General features: G+C 64.1%; 20 protein-coding genes. 8 read left to right on the top strand and 12 right to left on the bottom strand.

Annotation, left to right across the window (positions count from 1 at the left end; all coding sequences use genetic code 11):
* Positions 1-90: 90 nt before the first annotated feature.
* The 5 genes from ZAL01S_RS00610 to typA all read right to left on the bottom strand — a co-directional run bounded on the left by ZAL01S_RS00610 (position 91) and on the right by typA (position 5,593).
* Positions 91-1,410, bottom strand: coding sequence for a citrate synthase (locus ZAL01S_RS00610; RefSeq protein ID WP_083522938.1), 1,320 nt, complete (start codon positions 1,408-1,410; stop codon positions 91-93).
* Positions 1,411-1,623: 213 nt separating this feature from the next.
* Positions 1,624-2,742, bottom strand: coding sequence for a succinyldiaminopimelate transaminase (gene dapC / locus ZAL01S_RS00605; protein WP_066078227.1), 1,119 nt, complete (start codon positions 2,740-2,742; stop codon positions 1,624-1,626).
* Between the two features lie 80 nt (positions 2,743-2,822).
* A complete protein-coding gene (fdxA, locus tag ZAL01S_RS00600) occupies positions 2,823-3,140 on the bottom strand; it encodes a ferredoxin (RefSeq protein WP_066078224.1) in 318 nt (105 codons plus the stop codon).
* Complete coding sequence (locus ZAL01S_RS00595) at positions 3,137-3,670, bottom strand: hypothetical protein (RefSeq protein ID WP_066078221.1); 534 nt, start codon at positions 3,668-3,670, stop codon at positions 3,137-3,139. Before ZAL01S_RS00595 ends, fdxA begins: the two co-directional genes overlap by 4 nt.
* A 6-nt stretch (positions 3,671-3,676) precedes the next feature.
* Positions 3,677-5,593 (bottom strand): translational GTPase TypA, encoded by a 1,917-nt coding sequence (gene typA, locus ZAL01S_RS00590; protein WP_244875281.1) that lies wholly within the window; start codon positions 5,591-5,593, stop codon positions 3,677-3,679.
* Between the two features lie 795 nt (positions 5,594-6,388).
* Here typA and ZAL01S_RS10185 point away from each other — a divergent pair.
* Complete coding sequence (locus ZAL01S_RS10185; protein WP_159421524.1) at positions 6,389-7,012, top strand: endonuclease domain-containing protein; 624 nt, start codon at positions 6,389-6,391, stop codon at positions 7,010-7,012.
* A gap of 119 nt (positions 7,013-7,131) precedes the next feature.
* Here the strand turns inward: ZAL01S_RS10185 and ZAL01S_RS00580 are convergent, their stop codons facing one another.
* Complete coding sequence (locus ZAL01S_RS00580) at positions 7,132-8,874, bottom strand: ABC transporter ATP-binding protein (protein WP_066078212.1); 1,743 nt, start codon at positions 8,872-8,874, stop codon at positions 7,132-7,134.
* Positions 8,875-8,963: 89 nt separating this feature from the next.
* Between ZAL01S_RS00580 and ZAL01S_RS00575 the strand changes: the two genes are divergently transcribed.
* Positions 8,964-9,563 (top strand): hypothetical protein, encoded by a 600-nt coding sequence (locus ZAL01S_RS00575; RefSeq protein ID WP_066078209.1) that lies wholly within the window; start codon positions 8,964-8,966, stop codon positions 9,561-9,563.
* A gap of 35 nt (positions 9,564-9,598) precedes the next feature.
* Here ZAL01S_RS00575 and ZAL01S_RS00570 read toward each other — a convergent pair whose 3' ends face one another.
* The 3 genes from ZAL01S_RS00570 to ZAL01S_RS00560 all read right to left on the bottom strand — a co-directional run bounded on the left by ZAL01S_RS00570 (position 9,599) and on the right by ZAL01S_RS00560 (position 14,475).
* Entirely contained in the window at positions 9,599-10,852 is a 1,254-nt protein-coding gene (locus tag ZAL01S_RS00570) for an ABC transporter permease (protein ID WP_083522935.1), read from the bottom strand.
* Between the two features lie 2 nt (positions 10,853-10,854).
* Positions 10,855-12,432, bottom strand: a complete 1,578-nt coding sequence (locus tag ZAL01S_RS00565) for an ABC transporter permease (RefSeq protein ID WP_066078205.1) — start codon at positions 12,430-12,432, stop codon at positions 10,855-10,857.
* Between the two features lie 186 nt (positions 12,433-12,618).
* Entirely contained in the window at positions 12,619-14,475 is a 1,857-nt protein-coding gene (locus ZAL01S_RS00560; RefSeq protein ID WP_066078200.1) for an ABC transporter family substrate-binding protein, read from the bottom strand.
* A 207-nt stretch (positions 14,476-14,682) separates the two neighbouring features.
* Between ZAL01S_RS00560 and ZAL01S_RS00555 the strand changes: the two genes are divergently transcribed.
* Together ZAL01S_RS00555 and ZAL01S_RS00550 are read left to right on the top strand one after the other, a co-directional pair.
* A complete protein-coding gene (locus ZAL01S_RS00555; protein WP_066078197.1) occupies positions 14,683-15,111 on the top strand; it encodes a thiol-disulfide oxidoreductase DCC family protein in 429 nt (142 codons plus the stop codon).
* Positions 15,096-15,923 (top strand): CPBP family intramembrane glutamic endopeptidase, encoded by an 828-nt coding sequence (locus ZAL01S_RS00550; RefSeq protein WP_159421523.1) that lies wholly within the window; start codon positions 15,096-15,098, stop codon positions 15,921-15,923. Before ZAL01S_RS00555 ends, ZAL01S_RS00550 begins: the two co-directional genes overlap by 16 nt.
* Before the next feature lie 21 nt (positions 15,924-15,944).
* Here the strand turns inward: ZAL01S_RS00550 and malQ are convergent, their stop codons facing one another.
* The 3 genes from malQ to ZAL01S_RS00535 form a co-directional block, all read right to left on the bottom strand.
* Positions 15,945-18,080 carry a 4-alpha-glucanotransferase gene (gene malQ / locus ZAL01S_RS00545; RefSeq protein ID WP_244875280.1) on the bottom strand — a complete coding sequence of 712 codons (2,136 nt, stop codon included), beginning with the start codon at positions 18,078-18,080 and terminating at the stop codon, positions 15,945-15,947.
* Positions 18,081-18,249: 169 nt separating this feature from the next.
* Positions 18,250-18,687, bottom strand: a complete 438-nt coding sequence (locus ZAL01S_RS00540) for a Rieske (2Fe-2S) protein (protein WP_066078195.1) — start codon at positions 18,685-18,687, stop codon at positions 18,250-18,252.
* A gap of 112 nt (positions 18,688-18,799) precedes the next feature.
* On the bottom strand, positions 18,800-20,227 hold the full coding sequence (locus ZAL01S_RS00535; protein WP_066078191.1) for a hypothetical protein: 1,428 nt from the start codon (positions 20,225-20,227) through the stop codon (positions 18,800-18,802).
* A 265-nt stretch (positions 20,228-20,492) separates the two neighbouring features.
* Here ZAL01S_RS00535 and ZAL01S_RS00530 point away from each other — a divergent pair, with 265 nt between their 5' ends.
* From ZAL01S_RS00530 to ZAL01S_RS00520, 4 genes are all read left to right on the top strand, one after another.
* Positions 20,493-22,715: an NADP-dependent isocitrate dehydrogenase gene (locus tag ZAL01S_RS00530; RefSeq protein WP_066078188.1), complete on the top strand. Its 2,223-nt coding sequence runs from the start codon at positions 20,493-20,495 to the stop codon at positions 22,713-22,715.
* Between the two features lie 212 nt (positions 22,716-22,927).
* Positions 22,928-23,614 (top strand): hypothetical protein, encoded by a 687-nt coding sequence (locus tag ZAL01S_RS00525; RefSeq protein WP_159421522.1) that lies wholly within the window; start codon positions 22,928-22,930, stop codon positions 23,612-23,614.
* A gap of 25 nt (positions 23,615-23,639) precedes the next feature.
* Positions 23,640-23,849: a hypothetical protein gene (locus tag ZAL01S_RS10180; RefSeq protein WP_159421521.1), complete on the top strand. Its 210-nt coding sequence runs from the start codon at positions 23,640-23,642 to the stop codon at positions 23,847-23,849.
* Positions 23,850-24,027: 178 nt separating this feature from the next.
* Positions 24,028-25,734 (top strand): cation:proton antiporter family protein, encoded by a 1,707-nt coding sequence (locus tag ZAL01S_RS00520; RefSeq protein WP_083522932.1) that lies wholly within the window; start codon positions 24,028-24,030, stop codon positions 25,732-25,734.
* The last annotated feature ends 3 nt before the right edge of the window (positions 25,735-25,737 follow it).

Genomic DNA, 25,737 nt, shown 5'->3' with positions numbered 1-25,737 from the left:
CAGGCGCGTGCATCGGGACCACCGACCGAAGCTCACAACGCAAGGGGCCTCCCACCATCAGGTGGGAGGCCCCTTGCGTTGCACGAGACCTTACGGGCGGTACGTCCGGTCCTCCGGGTAGTGACGCTCCGTCTCGCCGATGTAGAGCTGCTGCGGGCGCCCGATCTTGTTCTTCGGGTCCAGGTTCGCCTCGTTCCAGTGAGCTAGCCAGCCCGGGAGGCGTCCAATCGCAAAGAGCACCGTGAACATACGCGTCGGGAATCCCATCGCCTTGTAGATGATGCCCGTGTAGAAGTCGACGTTCGGGTAGAGACGACGCTCCTTGAAGTAGTCGTCGTTGAGGGCGACCTGCTCGAGCTCCATCGCGATCTCGAGCATCGGGTCGTGCACGCCAAGGTCCGAGAGGACCTCGTCAGCCGATTCCTTCACGAGCTTGGCGCGCGGGTCGTACGACTTGTAGACGCGGTGTCCGAAGCCCATGAGGCGGACGCCGTCTTCCTTGTTCTTCACGCGCTGGACGAAGCGCTCAACGCCCTCGCCAGATTCCTGGATCTGCTTGAGCATCGTGAGCACCGCCTCATTGGCGCCACCGTGGAGCGGGCCGTACAGCGCGGAAATACCCGCCGAGACCGACGCGTAGATGTTCGCCTCGGTCGAGCCAACAAGGCGGACCGTCGAGGTGGAGGCGTTCTGCTCGTGGTCAGCGTGCAGGATGAGGAGGCGGTCGAGCGCCTTCGCAAGCACCGGGCTCACTTCGTACGGCTCAGCGAGCACACCGAAGTTGAGCTTCAAGAAGTTCTCGACGAACTCGAGCGAGTTGTCCGGGTACAGGAACGCCTGCCCGATCGACTTCTTGTGGGCATACGCCGCGAGAACGGGGATCTTCGCGAGGAGACGGATCATGTTGAGCTCGACTGCTTCGGGGTCGTGCACATCGAGCGAGTCCTCGTAGTAGGTCGAGAGCGCGCTCACCGAGCTCGAGAGCACCGACATCGGGTGCGCGTGCGTCGGAAGGGCGTTGAAGAAACGCTTGAGGTCCTCGTGGATGAGCGTGTGACGGCGGATGCGCTCGGCGAAGTTCTCGTACTCGAGCTTCGTGGGCAGCTCGCCGTAGATAAGGAGGTAGGCCACCTCGAGGAAGGTCGAGCGAGCGGCGAGCTCTTCGATTGGATAACCGCGGTAGCGCAGGATGCCATTCGCGCCGTCGATGAAGGTGATCTTGGACTTCGTCGAGGCGGTGTTCACGAAGCCCTGGTCAAGGGCAGTCATCCCGCTCTGCTTCATGAGGCTCGAGACGTCGAGCGAGTTCACACCGGCACTTGCCTGGAGGATGGGCAGTTCCACCGATCCACCGGGGTAGCTCAGCGTCGCGACTTCCTGCTGCGTCGTCTCTGGCTGCTGCTCAGTCACGGTGCCTCCACTTCGATGTCGTCCATACGGTCAACCATCGACCGCGGTGCCAGCCTAGCCCGATGAGAGAGTGGTTTTCCCCTGAGTAGCTGAGTGAGAACGGCGCTGTTCACGCTCTGCACAATGGACGACGGCAGCTCCGTGAGGCGATTGACAAATCGACCAAGAGAAGTACATCCGGTTCATTTCTCTCGACATCGAGAGAACTCCCGATCAGCGGGTCAAATCCTGCCCAGAGCCCTGAAGTCGCTCCGCCACACGGCTGATTTCCGCGTCGCTCGCCGTGAGCGAAATCCGAACGTGGCGTCCCCCCGCCGTACCGTAGAAGTGCCCGGGCCCCGCGACGATGCCCAACTCGGCCAGCCAGCGCATCGTGTCCATGTCGGATGTCCCGCGAGTCGCCCACAGATAAAGGCCGCCCTCGCTCCCGTCAATCACGCATCCTGCCGCAGTGAGCGCGTTCACGAGAACCTCGCGTCGGGCTTCATAACGCGCACGCTGTTCTGCCACGTGAGCATCGTCGCGCAGCGCCACGGCAATGACTTCCTGTACCGGGCCGGGCACGATGAGGCCCGCGTGCTTTCGGGCGCGGACAAGCTGCTCCACAAGCGCCCCGTCACCGGCCACGAACGCCGCCCGGTAGCCCGCCACGTTCGATTGTTTGGAAAGTGAGGAGCAGGCGAGGATGCCCTCGTACGAGCCACCGTTGACGCGCGGATCGAGGACCGAGGGCACGGCCTCCGCCCAACGCCCCCAGCCAAGCTCCGCGTAGCACTCATCGCCGATCACGATGGCGCCGAGTTCACGAGCTCGGGCAATCGCCGCACGGAGCTCGTCAACCCCGAGCACGCGCCCGTCCGGGTTGCCGGGGCTATTGAGCCACACGAGCTTCGTGTTCTCAGGCCAAGCGGCCGGATCGTCCTCGCTCACACATGTGGCACCAGCAAAGCGCGCCCCCATCTCGTACGTCGGGTATGCCAGCGAGGGCTGCACGATGACATCCCCTTCGCCAAGGCCGAGGAAGAACGCCGCAAAGGCGATGAACTCCTTGGAGCCGACCGTGAGTAGGACCTCATCCTTGTTGAGCCCGCTCACTCCGCGGCGCCGCGCAAACCACTCCACGACAGCGTCCCGCGCGTCGCTCGTGCCGACCGTCGTCGGGTAGGCGTGCCATTCCGCGGCGGCAGCGAGCGCATCCCGCAACACCTTGGGTGTTTCGTCAACAGGCGACCCGATCGACAGATCAATGACGCCGTCGGGATGCTGGGCGGCTCGCTCGCGAATCGGCGCAATCTCATCCCACGGGTAGCTCGGCAATGGCCCCAGTGCCATGGTTTCCTCCGGATGTACAGCAAAGGGTGCTGGCGGATCCAGCACCCTTCACAATTGAGCGGTCATCACCGCAGAACGCGTTAGGCCTGCGGGGGAAGCTTCTTGATGAGTTCGTGGTCGTGCTCGATGACACCGATCTTCGCGGCACCCCCGGGCGAGCCGATTTCATCGAAGAACTCGGCGTTCGCAGCTGTGTAGTCGGCCCACTCCTCCGGGAGGTCGTCCTCGTAGTAGATCGCTTCGACCGGGCAGACCGGTTCGCAGGCGCCGCAGTCAACGCACTCGTCCGGGTGAATGTAGAGCGAACGCTCACCCTCGTAAATGCAGTCGACCGGGCACTCGTCGACGCAGGCGCGGTCCTTCACGTCGACGCAGGGCAGGGCGATCACGTAGGTCACGACTGTGCCTCCTTGGAAATGGTGGACTGGTGTTCAGAATACCGCTCGCGACGCTCTGGCAGACGTGGCCAGGCCGCAATGAGCGAGACAAGCAGCGGCGCACCAGCGGCCCAGATGGTGCTCACGAGGTCGGCGAGGATGATCGCCGAGTGCCCGAAGGTGAGCATGGCGAGCGCGACGACCGCAACAATGACACCCGCGGCGAAGCTCGTGACGTAGATGCGTTCGCGAAGATACAGGCGAATACCAACGGCGAGGAGCGTGATCACAAGGAGCGACGCGACGATCCCAAGCCAGACGGGACCAAAGCCCGCGTCGAAGCGGGCGCGGTGCAAGAAGGTGGCGATGGCGCCGGTGAGGAACCCGCCCGCGAGGAGCGCGGCGGCGGTGAAAATGCGGTCGGCGCGCCCGTCGCGCGAGGCGGCAGGTTCCTTCGCATCCGCGGGCGTCACGTCCTGGAGTCCGAGCACGCCGAGGCTGTCCGCATCCGTGGTGGTGCGGACCGGCTCGGCGTTACTCGACGTGGTCACTCGGGCTTAGCCCTCGCGCTTAGCTCGCGATGCGGCGCGGGCGCGGGCGGTCGCGTCGAGCTCGACCTTGCGGATGCGGATCTTCTCCGGGGTGACCTCAACGCACTCGTCTTCGCGAGCGAACTCGAGGCACTCTTCGAGCGTGAGCTGGCGCGGCGGCGTGAGCTTCTCGAGCTCGTCAGCCGTCGAGGAGCGCATGTTCGTGAGCTTCTTTTCTTTCGTGATGTTCACGTCCATGTCGTCCGCGCGCGAGTTCTCGCCCACGACCATGCCCTCGTAGACCTCATCCGTCGGATTCACGAAGAAGGTCATGCGCTCCTGAAGCGCCATCATCGCGAACGGGGTGGCAACACCGGCGCGGTCGGCCACGATCGAACCGTTGATACGGGTCTGGATGGCGCCCGCCCAGGGGCCATAGCCCTGCGCAATCGCGTTCGCGATACCGGTGCCGCGGGTGATCGTCATGAACTCCGAGCGGAAACCGATGAGACCGCGCGAGGGGACGACGAATTCCATGCGCACCCAGCCAGTGCCGTGGTTCGTCATCGTCTCGAGGCGACCCTTGCGGGCGGCGAGCAGCTGCGTAATCGCGCCGAGGTGTTCTTCCGGTGCGTCGACCGTGAGGTGCTCGAAGGGCTCGTGCTTCTGACCGTCAACGATCTTCGTGACCACCTGCGGCTTGCCAGCGGTGAGCTCGAAGCCTTCGCGGCGCATGTTCTCGATGAGCACCGAGAGGGCGAGCTCGCCACGGCCCTGAACTTCCCAGGCGTCCGGGCGGCCGATGTCGACGACGCGGAGGGAGACGTTGCCGACGAGTTCGCGGTCGAGGCGGTCCTTGACCATGCGGGCGGTGAGCTTGTGGCCCTTCACCTTGCCCATGAGCGGCGAGGTGTTCGTACCGATCGTCATCGAGATGGCGGGCTCGTCGACCGTGATGGCCGGGAGCGGGCGGACGTCCTCGGGGTCGGCGATCGTGTCACCGATCATGATCTCGGGGATACCGGCGACGGCGACGATGTCACCGGGGCCTGCCGAGTCGGTCGGGACACGGTCGAGCGCCTTTGTTTCGAGGAGCTCGGTGATGCGCACATTGTGCACTTCGCCGTCGTTGCGGACCCAGGCGACGTTCTGGCCCTTCTTGAGCGTGCCGTTGAAGATACGCAGGAGGGCGAGACGGCCAAGGAACGGCGAGGCGTCGAGGTTGGTGACGTGTGCCTGCAGCGGGTGCGACTCGTCGTAGGCCGGGGCCGGGATGTGCTTGAGGATCGCTTCGAAGAGCGGTTCAAGGTTGTCGTTGTCCGGGAGCTCGCCGTTCGCGGGCTGGTTCTGGCTAGCGGCGCCGGCGCGGCCCGAAGCGTAGAGGACCGGGAGGTCGAGGATGGCGTCGACGTCGACATCCACCTCTTCGCTGAGGTCCGAGGCGAGACCGAGAAGCAGATCGTGGGCTTCCGCAACGACCTCGTCGATGCGGGCGTCCGGGCGGTCGGTCTTGTTCACCGCGAGGATGACGGGAAGCTTTGCCGCGAGCGCCTTGCGGAGCACGAAGCGGGTCTGCGGGAGCGGGCCCTCCGAGGCATCCACGAGGAGGACAACGCCGTCGACCATCGAGAGGCCGCGTTCGACCTCGCCACCGAAGTCGGCGTGGCCGGGGGTGTCGATGACGTTGATCGTGATGGGGCCGTCGGTGGCGTGGATACCCTCGTAGCGGATCGCGGTGTTCTTCGCGAGGATCGTGATGCCCTTTTCGCGCTCGAGGTCGTTCGAGTCCATCACGCGAACTTCGTCATCGTGCGAGGAGTGGTCGCCGAACGAGTTCGTCTGGCGAAGCATGGCATCGACGAGCGTCGTCTTGCCGTGGTCAACGTGCGCCACGATGGCGACGTTTCGAAGATCTGAGCGGTGGACGATGTTGCTGTCGGTCACGTGCGACTTTCCCTTGTGATTCATGTCCGCGGCAGCGAACGTTCCACTTTATCTCGCGCCCCCGCATGCACAACCTTTTCTTCCCAGCCACGCCGCGCCCCGCGCACATCCGCCCCCCGCCGCCGCGTCTCGCCCGCCCGCGTTCGCCCCTTCGCCTCCCGCTCCGCGCCTCCCGCACCCGCACCTCCGCTCTCGCACCGAAAATCGGTCAAAAAGTGCTTGTCCGGTCACTGCCTGAGCGGCCCAACAAGCACGTTTCGACCTATTTCTGTGCCGACAGGTCCCCGAAGCCGAGTCGAGCGAAGTCGGACGGATGACGCGGGGCCGGACACGGTGCAGACGTTGTGCTGCAGCGAATGCCGCCCTGACACTGGCCGTCCGTTCCGCGGCGTGGCTGTGGAACGTGATCCGTTCACAGGAAGCATGGCCGATGACGACATCAGACGGTCGAGGGGACCTAACGTTCGCTGCATGAGCCGAATCACCGTTCCCGGGCCACTTGAAGGCGTCGCGTGGCCTGTTGCATCCACTCAGCAATTTGGCCTGAGCTACGGATGGACACGAAATCCGCGATTCGCTCGCCCCTTCCATGGAATCCGCCAGGCTTCGGAACCAATCGGCTGGATCGAGCGTGCGCGAGCGTACTGGTCCAAGCCTCGCCCGGGCCAGGTGCTGGTGGGTGTACATGCCTTCGCTCATTGGGGCATCCCCGTCCCTCGACGGCTGCGACGAGCTCTCGATGAGGATCTCGTTGTCGCTGTCGCCCACGACCGGCCCCGTCCACGGTCCGCAGGTGTGCTTGCACGACGAATTCGTCGCGACTTGCTGCAATCGGCTGCGATTGAAGACTTCGTCGTAGCCACACCGGAACTCGCACTCTTGTCGATGGCTCCCCAACTGACACTGCGAGAACGGGTTGTCTGCGTTGATGCCGCCGTCACGACGAGCACAAACTACCCAGATCTTCGCGCTCGCGTCCCATTCCCTCAGCTCGCGGCCTTCGCTGCTGCAGCCGGGAGCGCAACCGGTGGTCGCGCCCTCCGTGAAGCCGTTGAGCTTTCGCGCGTGGGAGTGGAATCGCCGCAGGAATCACTCGTGCGTTTCGCGCTGGTGGAAGCTGGTCTTCCTGAGCCCGAGGTGCAAGTCGAAGTTTGCACAGAATCGGGATCCCTCGTCGCTGTCCTCGACCTCGCCTACCGGACGGCCCGAATCGACATCGAGTACGAAGGCGATCATCATCGCGTTGACCAGGAACAGTGGCACCGCGACATCCAGCGAGAACGCTGGCTCACGGGTCATGGCTGGCATGTCATCCGTCTGACGAAGGACGACTTGCATCACCGCATGCCGGAAGTCATTGCCCTGATTCGTCGGCTGCTTCGCGAGCGCACGCCGGATTGTCCGGAACTCGATGCGTGAATCCTACCGATCAGAATGGGTCGAAAAGTGCTTGTTGGATCACTTCCGCAGTGACCAGACAAGCACTTTTCGACCTATTTCGTGCCTGGGGCCGACCGGGGGCGGACCTGAGCCGGGGGCTACTCGCTGGCGGGCTCGTCGGCGGCGGGCTCGGCCGACTCGGCAACAGCCTGGGCCTTGGCAACTTCCTCGAGGTTGATGGATGCAGTGCGGGCCTGGCGACGGGCTACCTGCTCGTCGGGGTCCGGCACCGGGACAGCCATCACGAGACGCTTCGTGTACGGATCCTGCGGGTTGCGGAGGATCTGGTCGGTCGTGCCCTGCTCGACGATCTTGCCGTGGTTCAGGACGACGACGCGGTTCGCGATCTCGTCCACGAGCGCGAGGTCGTGCGTCACGAACAGGACCGCGAAGCCGAGGCGCTGCTGGATCTCAAGCAACAGCTCGAGCACGCGCTTCTGCACCGACACATCCAGTGCCGAGGTCGGCTCATCCGCCACGAGGATCTTCGGCTCCAGCGCGAGCGCACGCGCAATACCGATGCGCTGACGCTGACCACCCGACAGCTCGTTCGGGTAGCGGTTGCGGAAGGAACGCGGCAACTCAACCTGGTCGAGGAGCTCCTCAACACGCTTCGAGATTTCTTCCTTCGTGAAACCGCCCGCAAGGTTCAGCGGCTCGGCAATCGATTCACCGATCGGCCAACGCGGGTTGAGCGAGGAACCCGGATCCTGGAAGACGATGCCGATGTCCTTGCGCAGCTTCGCCATGTCGGAGCGGCTGATGCCATTGAGCTCGATGCCGTTGAGCTTCATCGAGCCGCCCGCCACCGGCAGCAGTCCCACCGCGGCGCGCGCGATCGTCGTCTTACCCGACCCGGACTCACCGACGAGACCCACGATCTCGCCCGGGTGGATCGTGAAGCTCGCGTTGTCGATCGCCTTGAAGGCAGGCACACGGCCGTGCTTCGGGTACTCCAGCGTCACGTTCTCGAGCGCGAGCATCGGCTCCGCGTCGTACTCGACGGCCGGCTTGCCGGTTGCTTCGCCGCGACCAAGGTGTGGGACCGACGAGAGGAGCTTCTTCGTGTACTCGTGCTGCGGGTTGTGGAAGATCTCGCGCACCTCACCGCGCTCGACGATCTCACCCTGCTTCATGACGATGACGTTCGTCGCAATGTCGGCGACAACACCCATGTCGTGGGTGATGATGACGATGGCCGAGTTGAGGCGTGCGTGAAGGTTGCGCAGCAACTCAAGGATTTCGGCCTGGATCGTCACGTCGAGGGCCGTCGTCGGCTCGTCCGCGATGAGCATGTCCGGGTCACACGAGAGCGACTGCGCGATCATGGCGCGCTGACGCTGACCACCCGAGAGCTGGTGCGGGTACGAGTTGAACGCCTTCTCAGGGTCTGGCATCTCCACGAGCATGAGCAGCTCGAGGGCGCGCTCGCGAGCATCCTGCGGCAGCATCGTGGGGTTGTGGACGCGCAGCGCCTCACAGATCTGGAAACCGATCGTGTAGACCGGGTTGAGCGCCGTCATCGGCTCCTGGAAGATGACCGCGATGTCGTTGCCTCGCGCCTTGCGGAGCGTCGACTGGCTCGCGCCGATCATCTCGACGCCGTTGAGCTTCGCCGAACCGCTCGTGCGGCCGTTCTTCGGCAGGAGGCCGAGCAGCGTCATCGAAGAGACCGACTTACCCGATCCCGATTCACCAACGATCGCGAGCACTTCTCCGGGCATGACGCGGTAGTTGATGTCACGTGCTGCCGTGACCCATTCACCGCCCACCCAGAACTCAACATTGAGTCCCTTGACGTCCAGAATGGGCGTCTCGGTGTTGCGCGTGGTCGACTTCATTCGTCCTCCTGCGTGGGCTGCAGTTGATTCTGCAGCCATCCGGCGCCTGCCTGCGTCTGGGCGCGGCAGACCTTTGGAAAGATGTTCCCATGTCCAAGCCCACAACCCTCCGACCGCGCTTCAGCCTGGTGCTCTACGTGGTCGTTGCAGTCATGAGCGTGATTGCTCTTGCGTACTGCCTCGTGATTCCCGAGGCTCGCGATTCCTTCGCGAAGGTCGCCCCCATCCCGTTGCTGATTCTGGGATGCGGATGGGTTCTGCTCGCCGCCCCGAAGCTCGTCATCTCGAGCGAACAGGTCGCGGTCCACAACCCCTTCGTCACGACGCGAGTTCCGCTCGGTCGCATTGACGAGGTCGAGACTCGTCACGGCTTCGTCATGTACACGAGCGAGGGCAAGGTACAAGCGTGGGCTGCTCCCCCGCCCGACCGGCTTCGTTCGATGCGCTACTTCGAGCAGAAGCTCACCCGTGGCGATGGGTTCCAGGACCCGCGCATTGCCCGCGACAAGTTCGGTCAGCTGCGTTCGAGCGCAGCTCCCGGCACCCTGTCGGGCGATGCGGCGATCACCGTTCGGCACCACGGCGCCGAAGCGAGCACGGAACCGATCACCCGTCGGCTCAACGTCGTGAACCTTGTTGTCGTCGTGGCGACCGCTGTGGGCATCGCTCTGACGCTCGTGCTTGGCTAGCGCCGCACGAGCGTCAGAGACAATGACCTGGTTCATCACTCGGTGGCGTTCTCGTCGTCAGCGTCGATGGCCTCGTTCGAGGCAGCGTCGACGTCCTGGGGAGCAAGTGCCTCGTCGGCATCGCCGCCGTCGGGCTGCGCCATCTCAGCTTCGGCGCTCGCTGCTGCACCCGTTGCCGGGGCACCAGCTGCCGACACGGCACCGGCAACCGCCGGCTCCTGCTGCTTGCCGAACATCTTCGACAAGATCGAGGTGCCGGGCATGCGGCGCTGACGCGGGTCGAAGGCGTCGCGGAGGCCGTCACCGATGAAGTTGATGCACAGCGCGATGAGCACGACGAACGCGGCGGGGAACCAGAACAGCCACGGGCGCGTGGCGAAGGATCCGCGGTACTCGTTCACGATCTGACCGAGCGACACGTCCGGCGGCAGGATGCCGAAGCCGATGAACGAGAGCACCGACTCGAGGATGATCGCGGCGGCCATGAGGAGCGTGGCCGCAACGATCACGACACCGAGCGCATTCGGGAGGATGTGACGGAAGATGATGCGGCGGCTCGAGGCACCCGCAACACGCGCCGCATCCACGAACTCGCGCTCGCGCAGCGAAAGGAACTCACCGCGCACGAGACGGGCCATACCTGTCCACCCGACAAGACCGAGCAGGATCGCGAGTGACACCGCACCGAAGGCGCGGAAGAAGGCGTTCTGCCCAGCGATCTGACCGAGCACTGCCGCGAACACGAGGATCGGGATTACGAGGAAGAGGTCGGTAATGCGCATGAGCACGTTGTCGACCCAGCCGCGGAAGTAACCGGCGATACCACCGATCGTGACGCCGATAGCAGTGGCGAGGAGGCCGTAGATCACCATGACGGTGAGCGACTGCTGGGTACCGCGCATGACGCGGGCGAAGATGTCGCGGCCGACTTCATCCTGGCCGAAGGGGTGCTCACCCCACTGGAAGATGCCCTGGAACGTCGGCTGACCGTTGTTCACGATCGGCGAGATCGACGTCCAGTCATAGGCCCACCACCCGGGGATGCGCAGCGATTCCCACGTGAGTCCGGCGTCGCCGAACTTCGGGTACGGGATGAGCAGGCCCACCGAGGTGAACACGAGCAGCACGATGAGGGTGAGGCAAGCCAGCGCGACCATCGCGCCCTTGTGGCGGAAGAACCGCTGCCGGACAATCTGCCCCTGGCTCATGCCCTCCACTTCACGCTGTTCGAGCGTGAGTTCGCTGTTCTGGACGAGGACCGCCTGTGTGTCATCAAGTTTCTGAGCCATGGTCACTCTCCCAAGCGAATGCGCGGGTCAAGGAACGAGTAGAGGATGTCCGCGATGAGGTTGAACAGCACCGTGATGGATGCCGTCACGAGGATGTACCCCATGAGCGGGTTGAGGTCGACCGTGCTCAGCGAGTGGGAGAAGAGGTTACCCATCGCCTTCCACGCGAAGATTTCTTCGGTCACGATGGCGCCACCGATGATCGCGCCCACGTCGGCGGCGACGATCGTCGTCACCGGGATGAGGGCGTTACGGAGCGCGTGACGCATGACGACGGTGCGCTCAGCAAGACCCTTCGCGCGAGCGGTGCGGATGTAGTCCTGGTTCATCACCTCAAGGAGGCTCGCACGCGAGTAGCGCGAGTACGAGGCGAGCGAGATGAGCATGATCGAGACGGTCGGCAGCGCAAGGTGAGTGAAGCCGTCCAGCATCTGTAGCCAGATGGAGGCGCTGTCGCCGAGCTGCGGGCTCTGGGCGCCAACGGTTGCGATGGGGCGTCCGCCGGTCTGTTCGTAGTAACCATTGAATACCTGCATGACGCGGTCAACGATGATGAGCACACCAACCGTGAAGCCGACGATCGCCATGTTCTTCGCGATGGCCTTCTTCTCGATACCGCCACCGAAGTAGCCGATGACGTAGCCCAAGAGAGTGAAGGCAAGCACGATGAGGACCGGCAGCCACCACTCGGCGTCGTTTCCGAGCAGGTAGTTCACGGGGAGCCACAATGCGCCACCGAGGACTGCGTAGCCGAGCGTCATGATGAGGTTGCGCTTGTGGTGCAGGCCCACCGTGAGCGCCGAGGTGATGGCGCCGACGATGAGACTGATGAGGATGATGAGCACCGCGCCGAGGCCTGGGTTCCGGAACCAGTCCATGTACTCCATGGCGAGGAGGATGCTGATCGTGCCGACGGCGAAGGCTCCGAAGGTGATGAGTCGGGTCTTCAGTTCGCCGCCAACGATAGCGGCGAAGATGAAACCGGTCACCACACCGATCACGATGAGCTTACCGATGGGGATTTCCGGGTGCTCGAGGAAGTCATTGAAGCCGATCGCCACATACTGCTTGAGGAGCACCGCGATGAAGAAGATCGGGAGCGAGTACGTGAGGAACGCAAGGAAGGTCACCGAGTAGTCATAGCCCGAGTACTGGCGAAGGGCCGTTGTCACACCGATCGTGATGCCGAGCACGATCGCGATGAGGGTCGCTGCCCCCACGAGCTGAAGGGTCTGGCCAACTGCGTGTTCCAGGATCGGCTGCACTGCCTGGTTCTGGATGTTGACGCCCATGTCGAGGTGGTTCCCGAGGAAGCCGAAGAGGCCGTTCGGATCATCAAACTTCGGGACGAAGAATCCGAGGATGCCGCCGAGCCACATGAAGAAGCGGGCTGGCGGGGGCACATCGAGATCCAGAAGGTCGATGCGGGCTTGAATCAATTCTGCCTTGTTCGGCGCGGTCGACTCCATCAGGTCGGCGAGCGGGTCCTTCGAGATAGCCGTGAGGTTATACACGATGAACAGCGCGCCAAGCAGGATGAAGATCGAGACGATGAGTCGTCGGGCGATAAATCTCAGCACAACGGTGTCCTGTTTCGTCGACTAGTCGGAGGGTCCAGCGTAGCCGCATGGGTACGTGGTTCCGGCCAGATTTGGTGATTGCCACGGTGCAATCTGGCGTGTTGTTCACGCAGATGCCGACAGCATTTTGGTCTCTTGCGAGTGGGGCCGTCGCCCGGTGAGCGACGACCCCACTCGTGTGCGGTGTTACTTGGTGCCGCCTGCCGGCGCCCACTCAGTGGCGTTCCAGAAGTACTGCGGGGCGAGGAAGCCGGGCTTCACGTTCTCGACCTTTTCGCTCCAGGCGACAACGCCCGGGTGCTGGAAGATCGGAATCGACCACGCTTCGTCGTAGATGATCGCTTCAGCCTCGATCGTGAGCTTCTGCTGCTGGGCAGCGTCCGTGGTCACGTCGATTTCCTTGACGATCTCGTCCATGCGGGTGTTCGACCAGCCGTAGTAGTTGTTCGTACCGCCGGTGACGTAGTTCGCACCGAACTCACCAACACCGGTCGAGGTCGAAGCCCAACCGAAGAGGGCTGCGTCGTAGGCGTTCGGCTGGCCGGAGACAACCTCCGACCATTCCTTCGTGCTGGCGTCAACGATCTTGAAGCCAGCCTGCTCAGCAGACGCGGTGATGAGCTGGAGCTCCGACTGACGACGCGGGTTGTCCTGTGCCGTGAGGAAGCGGACCTCAGGGTTCGGGACGCCGGCCTCGGCGAGGAGCTTCTTGGCCTCTTCGATGTTCGTCTTGAGCTCGGCGATACCCGAGGTCTTCACGCTCTCGTCATAGCCAGCAGCACCCGGGAGGAACAGGTTCGAGTCACGCGTGGTGGCACCCGGCTCGAGAGGCTTGACGAGCTTCTCGACGATCTCGTCACGGGGGATCGTCAGGAGGAATGCCTTGCGAATCTTCTTCGCCTTTTCAGCATCGCCGCCGTAGGTGGCCGGGTCAAAAACACCGCCGTTCGTGGCCTGGAGGTCGACGTGCTCGTAGGTGCCTTCCTTCGAGGACTCCCACTTGATGCCGCTCGTACCTTCAAGCTGCTGGAGGAGGTCGGCCGTGGGCTGCGACTGAACGATCTGGACTTCACCGTTCTGGAGCGCCTGAACCTGCGCCTGCGGGTCAGCAATGAAGCGGACGGTGATCGTCTCGTACTTGGGCTTGGTTCCCCAGGTGTAGTCTTCGCGAGCCTTCAGCGTCACGTACTGGTCCTGAACAAGCTCGGTGATGACGTACGGGCCGTTCGAGAGTGTCTGCTGCGGCTTGGACGGCGTGCTCTTGTAGACGTAGTCCGTACGGAAGGCCGTTGCAATCTTGCCGAGGACATCGGTGTCGTTGTTCTTCACGGCCTCGATGAGCTTGTCCTTGGCCTGCTTCGCGTCGGTGATCTCCGGGAACGCAAGCTGAACCGTGCCGTGAGCCGAGATGTTGAGGTCATCGGCATCACCGTAGGTCTCCCAGTCAGCCCAGGGCTTCGAGTACGTCATCGTGACGGAGCGGCCATCGTCGCCAATCTCGGGCATCTCCTGCACGAGGTCGAGCTGGCGGTCCTTGACGGCAGAAGTACCCCAGAACACGCCCTTCTCGGCAGCAGCGTCGATGGCGTCCTGGTTCGTGACATTACCCTCGTCGTCGTACTCGGGCTCGGGCACCTCGCCCTCTGTACGGTGCGTGGTCTGCGAAGCCCACGAAAGGATGATGTCGGCAGCGTCAACCGGGGTACCGTCACTCCAGGTCACGCCCTCGCCGATGGTGTACTTCACCTTGAGCGGGCTGTCCGAGATCTTCTCGACCGTACCGAACTTGTCGTTGTGCACGAGCGAGGGAGTCGGGTCGTACGACACGAAACCATTGTTGGCGAGGTGGATGATGTTGGCGTTGGCCGCTGCGTTTGTCTCCGAGAGGTTGGAGTTGTACGCAAAGAACGGGTCGTTCCACGCCACGGTGATGGACGAGCCACCGACAATTTCAGGGTCTCGGTTCGGCGCTGAACAGCCAGAGAGCACCATTGCTCCAACGGCTACGAGCGCACCAGCCGCGACGATGCGGTGTGACTTCAAGGGGATCCTCCTTGATCAGTGGGGCCTTCGGCCAACGTGAGGGCGCGAAGGTATGGGTAACCAGAAATCTAGTCTTCCTGGGTACTCCCTGAGTCTACGTGACGTGATCGTTACTTTTGTGTCACACTCGGCAAATAAATGTTGTTCATTTCCACATGGGGAGCCCTCCCCATAGATGCAGGTGAACTGCGTCGTAGACTCACGGCTATGCCCGTGACGCAAGATGACACAGAGGATGCGGCCGTCGAGCTCCCGAGTTCCTGCCAGTACCTCCTCGTGTATGACGGCGACTGCTCATTCTGTGAGTGGACGCTCGCCGTCATCCAGCGCATTCTCCCCGCTCTGCCGAAGGCCGTTGACGGCCGCAGCTATGACCTCATGAGCCTCGGGCTCGACGAGGACGACGTCGACTACTCATCGTGGTTGCTTGTGGTCGACGGAGACACCGTCACGCACTACGCCGGGTGGGACGGCTTCGCCGAGCTCCTGCGCCGTCAGCGCTCGGACTTCTGGCGCTTCCTCGGTAACGCCCTCATGCTTCCCGGCATCCGTGTGATCGGTAATCGCGGCTACGACGTTGTAGCGAAGAACCGCTACCGCCTCCCCCACGGCACGGCAGCGTGCAAGCACGCGTAGAAAACCGTTCCCGTCCATCTCCCGCGGGAGCGCACGCGCTGACCGGCATCCTCGACCGTGGACGGGCATGGCGCGAAGTGCTTATTGTGCTCGCGCTCTCGCTTATCCCCTCGAGTCTCGTGGCGGTCGTGGCACTCATCGACCGGCTCACCCGTAGCGAAACGCTGGCACAGCAGACGGCGACGCTCAATGCTGCTGTGAGCGAGCGCTGGGTGTTTGACCTGCTGTACCGGTCGATCTCGATCTGTGCGGACCTCGTCGTGGTGCTCCTCGCGTTGTGGCTGCTGCGGATCATGCTCCCCGACGGTGGCTCGATTCCTGGAGCGCACCGGCTTGGGCTTCTCTCCCGCAAGATTGTCCCGGATGCAGGATTCGGCCTTGGACTGGCCGCCTGCATCGGCATTCCCGGGCTTGGCCTCTACCTTGCTGCTCGGGCGTTGGGGCTCGCGCCCCAGGTCGTCACGAATGCGGACACACTGCATCCTTCGACCGTCATCATCCTGCTGCTGGCAGCCCTCCGTGCCGCGCTCATCGAGGAAGTCATCGTGGTGGGCTACCTCATGACGAGACTCTCGGACCTCGACGTGAAGCCGTGGGTCATCATCGCCGCAAGCGCGCTCCTGCGCGGCTCGTATCACCTGTATCAGGGCATTCCGATGGGCTTGGGCAATGTCGCGATGGGGTTCCTGTGCGCCGTGTGGTTCCGGAAGACCGGGCGCGTGGGCCCTCTCATCGCTGCGCACTTCCTCTTGGATGCGGTGTCGTTTCTTGGTCTGCCGCTCGCGCAGGCGCTCTGGCCAGGCCTCGCCTAGGCGAGGAGTCCGCGTCCACTGCTAACGACGACTCGCCTCCAGGAGCGAGACGGCCCACTCACTTGCGATCACCTGCTCGAGTGTGACGCGCTCGCCCGAGCCATTGCCGAGCGGCACGCACCAGTTCGGATATTCACGGTGCGTTCCAGGTTGATTGACGCTGCGGGTGTCACCGGCGAGATCAGCCAAGCTCACGCCCATCAGGCGGGCGGATGAGGACGCCAGGTAGCGGTGGAGCGCGAGGGTGTGCTCCTCCACCGAGCTGGCCGCCGGCGCGAGCGCTCCGCGAGCTCGCAGTGTGTCGAGCACTTCCTCGATCGTGGCCCGCTCACGTTGAATTTCATCCTCGAGCGCGACTTCGAGCAGGCCAAGCTCGTGGCGCAGGCGTACGTGGTCGAGCTTGAGGTAACCGGCGGTCGGCGGCAGATCGTGCGTCGTCACCGAAGCAAGCGCGTGGACTCGGTAGTGCTCGGGCGCGAGCGGCTCATCCGACATGCCACGCTCGAACCAGAGCACCGAGGTGCCGTCGATGTTGAAGTGCGCGAGCGTGTCACGGGTTTCTGGCGGGACAACGCCCATGTCTTCGCCGACGACGAGTGCGCCAGCGCGTTCGGCTTCGAGCGCGAGGATGCCGAGCATGGCTTCGACGTCGTAGCGGACGTAGCAGCCTGCATCCGGCGTCTGACCTTCGGGGATCCACCAGAGCCGGAACAGACCCAGGATGTGGTCGATGCGGAGCGCGCCACCGCAGCGAAGGGCCGCGCGGAGCATGTCGCGGTACGGCTTGTAGCCGAGCTCGGCGAGACGGTCGGGGCGCCACGGCGGCTGCGACCAGTTCTGGCCCAGCTGGTTGAACATGTCCGGCGGTGCGCCAACGCTCACGCCGCGAGCGAGAGCTTCGGGCATGGCCCAGGAGTCCGCACCGTAGGGGTGTACGCCGACAGCGAGGTCGTGCATGATGCCGAGCGACATCCCGGCCTCACATGCGGAGCGCTGCACCTCGAGCAGCTGTTCTTCGGTGAGCCATTGCACCCAACGCCAGAACTCGACGCGATCGACACGGGTGTCACGGAACTCACTCACTGCCTGTCCACTGACGTCGTGCAGCGCCTGCGGCCAGGCGCGCCAGTCTGCTCCGAATTCCTCGGCCAACGCGCAGTAGGTGGCAAAGTCAACGAGTTCTTGGCCTTCGCGCTCGCAGAACATGCCGAACGCGCGCTTTCGGACAGGATCCTTGAGGTCGTAGTCGAAGAGGAGTTCGAGACCTTCGCGCTTCGCACGCCACACGACGTCGCGGTCGATCGTGGGCGTCGCGTTGAGGGCCGTTGCGCGGCGTGAGAGCGTGGCGAAGCGTTCAGCGTCGGGGCCCTCGAGCAGTTGAACCGCGGGGATGACGTCCAGGTGCAGCACGAGTGGGTCTCGGAAGCGGCGGCTCGTCGGCAAATACGGCGACGGCTCGATCGGCTCGACCGGAGCTGGCGCGTGCAGGGGGTTCACGAGCACGAAGCTCGCGCCCTGCCGAGCACCCCAGCCCGCGAGCGCGCCGAGGTCACGGGTGTCGCCAATCCCCCACGACGTGTTCGACCGGAGCTGATAGCTCTGCGCCATGATGCCGAAACGCTTCGTCTCGTCGTTCGCGGCGGCCGTGTTGAGGCGTTCAGGGACAGTGATGAGCGGGCAGCGCGCGATGCGTTCGGTTGCACCGACGTCGGTGATCGCGACGAAGAGCTCGTGCCAGCCACGCGGCATATCTGCGGGAACGACGATGGTGGCGCGCCCGGTGAGGACGCCGTCGACTTTGCGCGGGTCGATCCAGTTGTCAATCTGTGGGATGTCGCGCGTGCTGCCGTCTTCGAGCACCGCCCAAGCGCGGAACTGGGCTCCGTGCGGCAGATGGACGAAGATCCACGGCGTATCGCCTGCACGCTGGACGATGGATGCCGGGAGCGGGCGTCGCCACGGGGCAAGCTCAGTGTCGCCAAGGGCTGAGCGGATGGCATCCGGGGTGCTCGCGTCGACATCGAGGGCACGAAGTACGGCAATGAGCGTCGATGCGGAGACGGTCGTGAGGCGTCCTCGCCAGTCAACAAATTCGCGGCTCACGCCATAGCGGGCGGCCAGTTCGAGAAGGTCGGGCGTTGCGTGCTCGTCGATCACGTCGTCAGTGTAGGCACGCCCGGTGAACACAATCGGGGCTTCTCGTGAGAGCGCGCTGATGACCACCCGCGGTGCTCGAGTACGCCCACACGAAACCCGAGGTGCTCGAGTGCGCACGAAGTGCGTGCATCGAGAGCACCGCCCGCTACGCGGCGCCCTCCCCTACACGCTACGAACCAAAGACGAGCTCGTCGCCCTCAATGTGGAACGGAACTTCCTTGAGCGGGTCCTTGGGCGGACCAGCGATGGCAGCACCCGTGGACGGGTCATAGTAGCCCGAGTGGCAGGGACACTTGATGCCGTCGTTGGTCACCTCGGACACCGGGCAGTTCTGGTGCGTGCAGTTGCCATCGAACACCTTGTATTCACCCGCCGTCGGCTGCGTGATCGCGACGTTCTGGGCAGGCAGCACGATGCCACCACCGACGGGCACCTTGCTGAGTGCCACTTTGCCCGTGGGAACGGCGCCACCAGCGCCTGCGCTTCCCTGCGAGCCGCACGCCGTGAGCATGCCTCCCAGGGCGACGACGCCACCGCCAATGGCGGCGCCTCGAAGAACGGTCCGACGATCGATCGAGCCTTCGCTCGGAAGGATTTCAGCTGCCATGCCGAGATCATATGAGGCCGGTCAGGGCATCCGCCAAGGTCTGTTGAGGCCCCACAACCTCGCTCGATGCTGCTCGTGCGCCGCGTCAGGAAAGGTGCAGTTCTCTGCGCGCTCAGTCCTGCTCGCTTCGACGAACCACCGGAAGGGTGCCCGTCGCGGGTGCCGAATCGTGCGCTCCGTCCGGCGACGCCTTGGAGGGTGGGGACGGCTGGGAGGAGGAGCTGCTCGATTGCTTCCACGGAGCGCGAGGTCGATGATCGCGCGGTCCAGGGGCCGACGAAGCGGGCGCTACTGACAGCTCTGGGCCCGGACGCTCTGGCGCAGCAGGGGCTGCGCCCTGTGGCAGCACGGCGTCCTCTGGCGATATCCCATCCGCTGCTCGTTTCCGCTGCAGGACCTCACGCTGCTCAGGCGTGGCAAAAGCGGTGATGTCTGGCAGTGCCGCGTGTCGGGCAGCTTCCTCGCGCCGCCGAGTGCGGTTTCGCAGCCACATCCAGAAGAGTGCTGCGATAAGGAGCACCGCGACAGCGCCGATCACACTTGGCCACAGCCATGCCGGGACCTCAGCGCCCGGAGCCGGAGCGGGTGCTGGCACCGTGGACTCGGTGGGCGCGGCGCTCTCGCTCACTGCCATCGGCGCATGGCTCGCAGCCGTCGGCGAGGCCGATGCCCCCTCCCTCACTACGGCACGGAACTCCACGAACCCCACGGAAAAGGGCAGGTCTTCCATCTGCAGAGTGAAGGTGTTTCCCTCGCGTTTGAGGTTGATCTCACCGTTCGTCGTCTCAGCCGTCACATTCACGAGATGGAAACCCTTGACCGGCTTCACCGTGATACCCATCGTCGTGGCAGGGAAGAAGACGTCGGCATTCGTGCGGTACTTCGCACTGCCGTCATCCCTCGCCGGAATCGTGGCGCCGTTCGAGAGGAAGGAGATATCAGCGTGGCCGGAGACAGGCTTCAGGGAGTTTCCTTCCAGACCCACGGTCGCAACAGCCTGAATCCCGGTGATCGCGAACTCCCCCTTCGTCTCGCCGGCACCGATCGAGACGCTCGCTTCAGCCATCCGCGGACCCGCGTCAAGCGAGTGCGGGGACTGATGGCCAGCCGGGTCAATGTATGTGCCACCAGAGAATGAAACGTCCGTGCGCTGGTTGAGGACGGCACCAGTTGCGGCATCCCGGACGACGCTTTTCACCTCGGGCCCATCGACCGCGAAGTACAGCGTGCCAGCACCCGCTGCCACGTTCGGGAAGTAGTAGTCACCCGAAGCATCCGAAGAACCCGCAATCCAGGCACCGGATGCGTCGTGGAGGTAGGCAAAGCCGTCGCTCCGCTTCCCATCCCGCGAGCCTGATTTGTTCGAAGTGTTGCCAGAAAACACACCGTCTACGACTCGGTCGTCGAAGACCGTCACGCGCAGGCTTGAACCGGCCGCATGAGCTGCGGGGATGTGCACCCAAGGCATCAGGAAGGCAACGACGAGGGCGAGCAAGAGCAGCGCGCCCGCGTGCGGGCCCCGCAGCGTTCTCAGCGTCATGTGCTGACATCCTCCCTCCGAATAGGCGGACAGGGTACGGCCCCGAAACAAACAACAGCTTTCCCGGCGAGACCGCCCACCCCATTCGACGGGTCACGACCTCGCGCGCGCTGGTTCTCCGGCCCTCTCATTCAGCCCTTCCGCACGAGGATGTCGGTCGACTCGGCTACGCTCAATACCCGTCCGCGCGAGTGTGCTCGCCGTCCTGTTCCGGCCTGTCGACGCTCGCGAACCTCACCTGAGCCGCATCCGGAGGATTCGCCGCATGGCCAAGATCATCTACACGAACACCGACGAAGCACCGATGCTCGCGACTTACTCGTTCCTCCCCGTCGTCGAGGCCTTCGCAGCCCGCGCCGACATCGAGCTCGAGACCCGCGACATCTCGCTCGCTGGCCGCATCCTCGCCGTGTTCGCCGACCGTCTTCCCGAAGAGCAGCGCGTCGCCGACGCACTCGCCGAGCTTGGTGCCCTGGCAAAGATGCCAGAAGCCAACATCATCAAGCTGCCGAACATTTCCGCATCCGTGCCGCAGCTCGTCGCGGCGGTGAAGGAGCTCCAGGCCCTGGGTTACGAGCTCCCCGACTACCCGGAGTCACCCGCCACGGATGAAGAGCGTGACATCCGCGCCCGCTACGACAAGGTGAAGGGCTCGGCGGTGAACCCGGTCCTTCGCGAGGGCAACTCCGACCGCCGCGCCCCGATGGCGGTGAAGAACTACGCGAAGAAGCACCCGCACTCGATGGGCGCTTGGTCGGCAGACTCGAAGACTCGCGTCGCCACCATGAACGCTGACGACTTCCGCTCGAACGAGCGCTCGACCGTCTTCGAGCAGGCCGACGAACTCACGATCCAGCTTCGCGCTGCCGACGGCACCATCACGAAGCTCAAGCAGGGCCTCGCGGTGCTCGAGGGCGAAGTGATCGATGCGACCGTCATGTCGGCGAAGGCGCTCGACGCCTTCATCGCCCAGTCGATCGAGTCGGCCAAGCGCGACGGAGTCCTCTTCTCGGTGCACCTCAAGGCGACGATGATGAAGGTCTCCGACCCGATCATCTTTGGCCACATCGTGAAGGGGTTTTTCCCGGAGCTCTTCGCCCGCTACGGCGAGGTGCTCGCAGAGGCTGGCCTCTCGGCGTCGAACGGCCTCGCAGGCATCCTTGCCGGTGCTGAGGAGCTCCCCGAGGCAGAGCGCGCGGGTATCAAGCAGGCCATCGAGCAGGGCCTCAAGGACGGCCCGCGCCTCGCGATGGTGAACTCTGACAAGGGCATCACGAACCTCCACGTGCCGAGCGACGTCATCGTGGATGCCTCGATGCCGGCCATGATCCGCATCGGTGGACACATGTGGGGCCCGGACGGCGAGGAGGCCGACACCCTCGCAGTCCTCCCGGACTCGAGCTACGCCGGCATTTACCAGGCCGTCATCGACGACTGCAAGGAGCACGGCGCGCTCGACCCGACGACGATGGGTTCGGTCTCCAACGTCGGCCTCATGGCACAGAAGGCCGAGGAGTACGGCTCGCACGACAAGACCTTCGAGATCGAGGCCGATGGCGTCGTCGAGGTCGTGAACAGCGCGGGCGAGGTTGTTTTCTCGCACGAGGTTGCCGCCGGTGACATTTGGCGCGCGTGCCAGACGAAGGACGCCCCGATTCGCGACTGGGTGAAGCTTGCCGTCACACGTGCCCGCATCGAGGGTGTCCCCGCAGTCTTCTGGCTCGACCAGGAGCGCGCCCACGACGCGCAACTCATCACGAAGGTCGAGCGTTACCTCGCCAAGCACGACACCGAGGGGCTCGAGATCCGCATCCTCTCCCCCATCGAAGCGACAAAGTTCTCGCTCGAGCGCATGCGCCGCGGCGAGAACACGATCTCGGTGACCGGTAACGTCCTCCGCGACTACAACACCGACCTCTTCCCGATCCTCGAGGTCGGCACCTCGGCGAAGATGCTCTCGGTGGTGCCGCTCATGAACGGCGGCGGCCTCTTCGAGACCGGCGCTGGCGGCTCGGCACCGAAGCACGTACAGCAGCTCGTCGAAGAGAACCACCTGCGCTGGGACTCCCTCGGTGAGTTCCTCGCGCTCGCCGAAAGTCTGCGCCATCTCGCCCGCGCCGAGAACAACTCGCGTGCCGCAGTCCTCGCCTCGACCCTCGACGCCGCAACCGAACGTCTCCTCGACGAGGACAAGTCACCCCGTCGCAAGGCTGGCGAACTCGACAACCGCGGTTCGCATGCCTGGCTCGCCACCTTCTGGGCTGCGGAACTCGCGAAGCAGACGGACGACGAGGCACTCGCTGCCGAGTTCCAGGAGGCCGCGAAGCAGCTCACCGAACAGGCCGAGGCCATCCAGCAGGAGCTCGCTGCCGTACAGGGTTCTCCGGTTGACCTCGGCGGCTACTACCGCCCGGACGCCGAGAAGGTCGCCAAGGTGATGCGCCCCTCGAGCACCTTCAACAGCATCCTCGCTCAGCTCGCGAAGTAGCACATCGAGCGCACAACGGGTCGGCAGCTTCGGCGCCGGCCCGTTCTGCGTGCTCGCTGTCAATCGCGTGGTCATGTTGCATGGCGCGTTTGGACCGACAGATGAGGCGCCCCAGATCTGCGACAGATTTCCCCTTTTGCGGGACCTTGGAATGCTCTAAGCGTTTTGTCAGACCTGTTGCCCCCAAGCAAGCGCATGAAACAGTTGCATCGTTGTTCAAGGTCGATGAAGACCATTGCACGCAGCACGACAAAGGGAAGGCAGTGGCCTACTTCAGTTCACGACGCCTAGCAGCTCAGGCTCGATTGGTGTCAATCCTGGTATTGATCGCAGCGATCTTCATCACGATGGTCCCGAGCCCTGCCAGGGCAGACTCCGGGGCCTCGGGCCACGACACGACACAGACAGTCAACCTGCTGAACACGGCAGTGGACGGCGAGTTGAGGTCGTTTGACGCGCAGAAGGCGCGCGACCTCGGTGTCTCCACGGAAGACATCACGGACTTTGGAGCTGGTTACGCAGCTGGCGGTGGTCAGGTACTCAACATCGAGATTTCTCAAGACGAGGTCGACGCCCTGGCCGCTGCCACTGTTCAGCTCTACAGTGCCGCCCAATGTGCCGGGAAGAATGCCAACGATTACACAGGAGCACAATCGAACCTCTACATGGATTCATGCGCCACGCAGAAGGTCATCGCAGCTCTCTCGACAGGGGCGAGCGCAGCAGCCCTTGCGGGAGTGGTGGCCTCGGAAACCGGCGTTGACGGTGTAGCCGGCGCAATCATTTCAGGCATCCTTAGCCTTGGGGCAGGTGCGCTCGGTGCCTGCGCTGCCAATGGCACAGGAACCATCATTCGTCAGATTCCTCCGACTGGCGTCATTTGGTGCGATGCCCAATAGATCAGCAATCAAAGGACCCACAACAATGGCGAAGTCTCAGTTGCAAGTCACATTGGCCCTGCTCACTGCGGCTGGTGCGGGAGCTACCTTGGCAGTCGCGCTGATCGGCCTCTTGACGCCAGCTTCAACAGTCTGGCAAGTGCCGTTGATCATCGCCGGAATCTTCATGCTCGTTGCCGGAAGTGCGTATGCCGTGACAGCTCATCAACGCCGGCGCCCTGACAAACGCGATTGAGCGACCACATCACCGCACGCGATGTTCATGCACAGGACCCGACTGACGAAGTAGCACATCGAGCACACAACGGGTCGGCAGCTTCGGCACCGGCCCGTTCTGCATGCTCGCTACACTGCTGTCGTCGTCGCGTGTCCCCTGCCGCCCCATGCGCGACGGTGGAAGGACCTGTCGCGCCGTGGAGACCCTCATCCCCTACCTCGCTGTCACGATCGTTGGGGGTTTGCTGGCCTTCGCAGTGAAACTGCCGCCACTCATTGGCTTCCTCGGGGCAGGATTCGCGCTCGCTGCGCTCGGCGTGCAGCCGTTCGAGGGGCTCGACGCGATCGCCGATCTCGGCGTCACGCTCATGCTCTTCACGATCGGTTTGAAGTTCGACATCCGCACGCTCCTGCGGAAGGAAGTGTGGAGCGCGGGGCTCTCACACATGGCAGCGTCGACACTCGTCGGCGTGGGCGTGCTTGCCGTGCTCGCCATGTGTGCCGTTCCGATGCTCGTCCCGGGCGACTGGAAGGTCTTCGCGGTCGTCGCCTTCGCGCTCTCCTTCTCGAGTACCGTCGTGTGCATCAAGGTGCTTGAAGAACGCAACGACCTCGGCACCCTCTACGGCCAGACCGCGATCGGTATTCTCGTCATCCAGGACCTCGCGGCCGTGATCTTCATGACCCTCGCGCACGGCGAACCGCCGAGCCCGTGGGCGCTCGCGCTCATCGGTGTCGTTCCGGTGACGATCCTCGCGCGAAAGATCATGTCGAAGATCGCCTACCCGGAGCTCGTCGTCCTCATGGGCGTCGCGATGGCGCTCGTCCCCGGCTACTGGGCGTTCGACGCCGTGCACTTGAAGGGCGACCTCGGCGCGCTCGTCGTCGGCATGCTGCTCGCATCCCACCCGAAGGCGAGCGCCATGTCGAAGTCGCTCTTCGGCGTGAAGGAACTCTTCCTCGTCGCCTTCTTCGTCTCGATCGGTGCCGCTGGCCTCCCGACGCTCGAGGACTTCATTACCGCGGCGCTCCTCGTCATCACGCTCACGCTCCCGCAGATCGCACTGTACGTGCTCGTGTTCCGCACATACCGACTCCGCAACCGCACCGCTGTGCTCGCCGGGCTCCTCCTCGGCAACTTCTCCGAGTTCGCGATCATCGTCGCGCATGTGGGTGCTGAGGAAGGCTTCCTCGACGGCCGCTGGCTCACGATCCTCTCGCTCGCCGTCGCGATGAGCTTCGTGCTCGCCACCATGCTGAACCGGCCCGACCTCAAGCTCGTCGACTGGATCGTGGAACGTACCCCGAAGCAGAACCCCGACAAGATTTCAAAGCGCGACCGGCTCGTGGATGTGGGCCGTGCGAACGCCATCGTGCTCGGTATGGGTCGTGTGGGCCGCGCCGCCTACGACCGGCTCGCGAACGACTACCAGTGGTCGGTAGTGGGTGTGGAGAACAACCACACCCGTGCCGAGGAACTCAAGGCGGCCGGATACCGTGTGCTCGAGGGCGACGGCACGGATGCCGAGTTCTGGCAGCGAGTACAATCAGCAGACTGCGTGGAGATGGCGCTCCTTGCGATGCCGCAGCATCACTCAAACGAGTACGCCTACGACCACTTGAAGACGGCTGGGTTCTCGGGCCGGATCGCGGTCGTCGTGCAGCGGGATGACGATGCTGAGGCGATGCGTGCGCGCGGCGCGGTCGACATCCTCCACCTGTACGAGGGTGCCGGTATTGAGCTTGCCGATCGGGCGGTTCATGCCACGCGTGAGGCTGAGCATCTCGAGGACCCGACGCCGAAAGACGCACCCCGCGGCGACAACGGCCCGCTCACGGGCCCGCAGCCGCAGGGCCGTGGCTGGATGACCGACGACACCGACGAGCCCGCCGACAACAGCTGACTG

Source organism: [Zimmermannella] alba NBRC 15616, assembly GCF_001570905.1.
Lineage (GTDB): Bacteria > Actinomycetota > Actinomycetes > Actinomycetales > Microbacteriaceae > Pseudoclavibacter > Pseudoclavibacter albus.
This window is presented reverse-complemented; position numbering and strand designations above follow the sequence as displayed.